Below are 1397 nucleotides of genomic sequence, written 5' to 3' on the forward strand. Positions count from 1 at the left end.
GGAAAAAAGAAAGAAAACCCAAGCCAAAGAGCACACCATTACCAAAAGCCAAGCAAAACTATTTAGAGGCCGAAGCAACTCTAAAAGAAGAATTAATCGAGTTGGCCATTGGTTTTGAAAGTAAGTTTCAGCCGATACATACCAAACACTGGCGCTTTGATTTTCATATTGTGAAATTACGTTTGTTGATTGAAATTGAGGGCGGTCCCTGGTCTGGTGGGCGTGGTGGCAAGTTGGCTAATAAAGCTTGGAGCTTTGATAGATACGATCAGGCTGAAGAGTTGGGATATAAGATTGAGCGCTTCCATCCAGATGCAATTTTATCCGGATACGTCATCAACATGATCAAAGCCAAATTAGAGAGACTTGAAGATGGAACAGATCAGACCATTTCCACCAACTGATTTTATTGATCAGGCTGATGATGAAGAAGCTACACGCTTAACACCGGCACCAGATCTTATGGATTGGGTGATTAAAAATTATCTAACTATTGGTGGTGAGCTCTATAACCCTGATCATGATCATATTGCTGAATTGATTCATGAGAATGAGGAATTTATTGCATTTGCATGGGCTTCTCAGGCTTGCACTGTTAAAAAGCAAATGGTTTCAGGCCAGTGTGAAAAAGTTATGTTCAATGTCGGTGGCTGGCGCAAGGCTCGCCAGGAACAACAAATGCGTGATTGGTTTGGTTATGTGCCGGTTTATCTCATCACAATTGATGCGAGTTATTGCGAACAAGCAACGGACCGAGATTTTTGTGCGCTTATAGAACATGAGCTTTATCACATCGGCGTTGAGCGTGATGAAGATGGCGAACCTCTTTACAGTGAAATGACAGGATTACCAAAACATTATTTGGCTGGCCATGATGTTGAAGAGTTTGTAGGCGTAGTTAAACGATGGGGAGCAGACGAGAACGTGAAGCGACTTATTGAAGTGGCGAAGCAAGCGCCGTTTGTATCTGATGTAAATATTTCTAAGTGCTGTGGAACTTGCCTAATTAACTGAGCCATCCGGCTCATTTTTTTTTGCCTTGTTTCCTTGATGAGCCTTGATGGATTTTGAATTATGGCGAAGCTTAAAAAAGCCGAGCAACTCTTTATAGTTCGGTCTCTTGCGCAGTTCATGACACCTACTGAAGTTGTTAAGGCTATCAAGGAAACTTTCAACATCACTGTGTCACCTCAGCAAGTTGAAGCTTATGACCCGACTAAGGTGGCAGGGCGCGACTTAAGAAAGGAGTACAAGGAAGTATTCGAGTCTACAAGAGAGGAATATCTCAAACAGCCGATTCACAACATAAGTGGTGCAAATGACATTGTTCAGTTAAAAATCTTGAGTGATTTGCTTTTTGCCAAAAAAAATAACGTGACCATGACAATTAAGATCGT

At 41.7% G+C, this 1397-nt stretch carries 3 protein-coding genes; all 3 read left to right on the forward strand.

The annotated features are described in order from the left end of the window. On the forward strand, positions 1 to 404 hold a 404-nt coding region (locus VXQ92_RS17945), incomplete at its 5' end, for a hypothetical protein (protein WP_416682720.1). Then, entirely contained in the window at positions 373 to 1014 is a 642-nt protein-coding gene (locus tag VXQ92_RS17950; RefSeq protein ID WP_289342916.1) for a putative metallopeptidase, read from the forward strand. The genes VXQ92_RS17945 and VXQ92_RS17950, both read left to right, overlap by 32 nt. Positions 1015 to 1074: 60 nt before the next feature. Beyond that, positions 1075 to 1397, forward strand: a 323-nt coding sequence (locus tag VXQ92_RS17955) for a DUF2280 domain-containing protein (RefSeq protein ID WP_416682721.1), incomplete at its 3' end; no start/stop codon positions are given.

The sequence above is a fragment of the Acinetobacter sp. 228 genome (assembly GCF_048147885.1).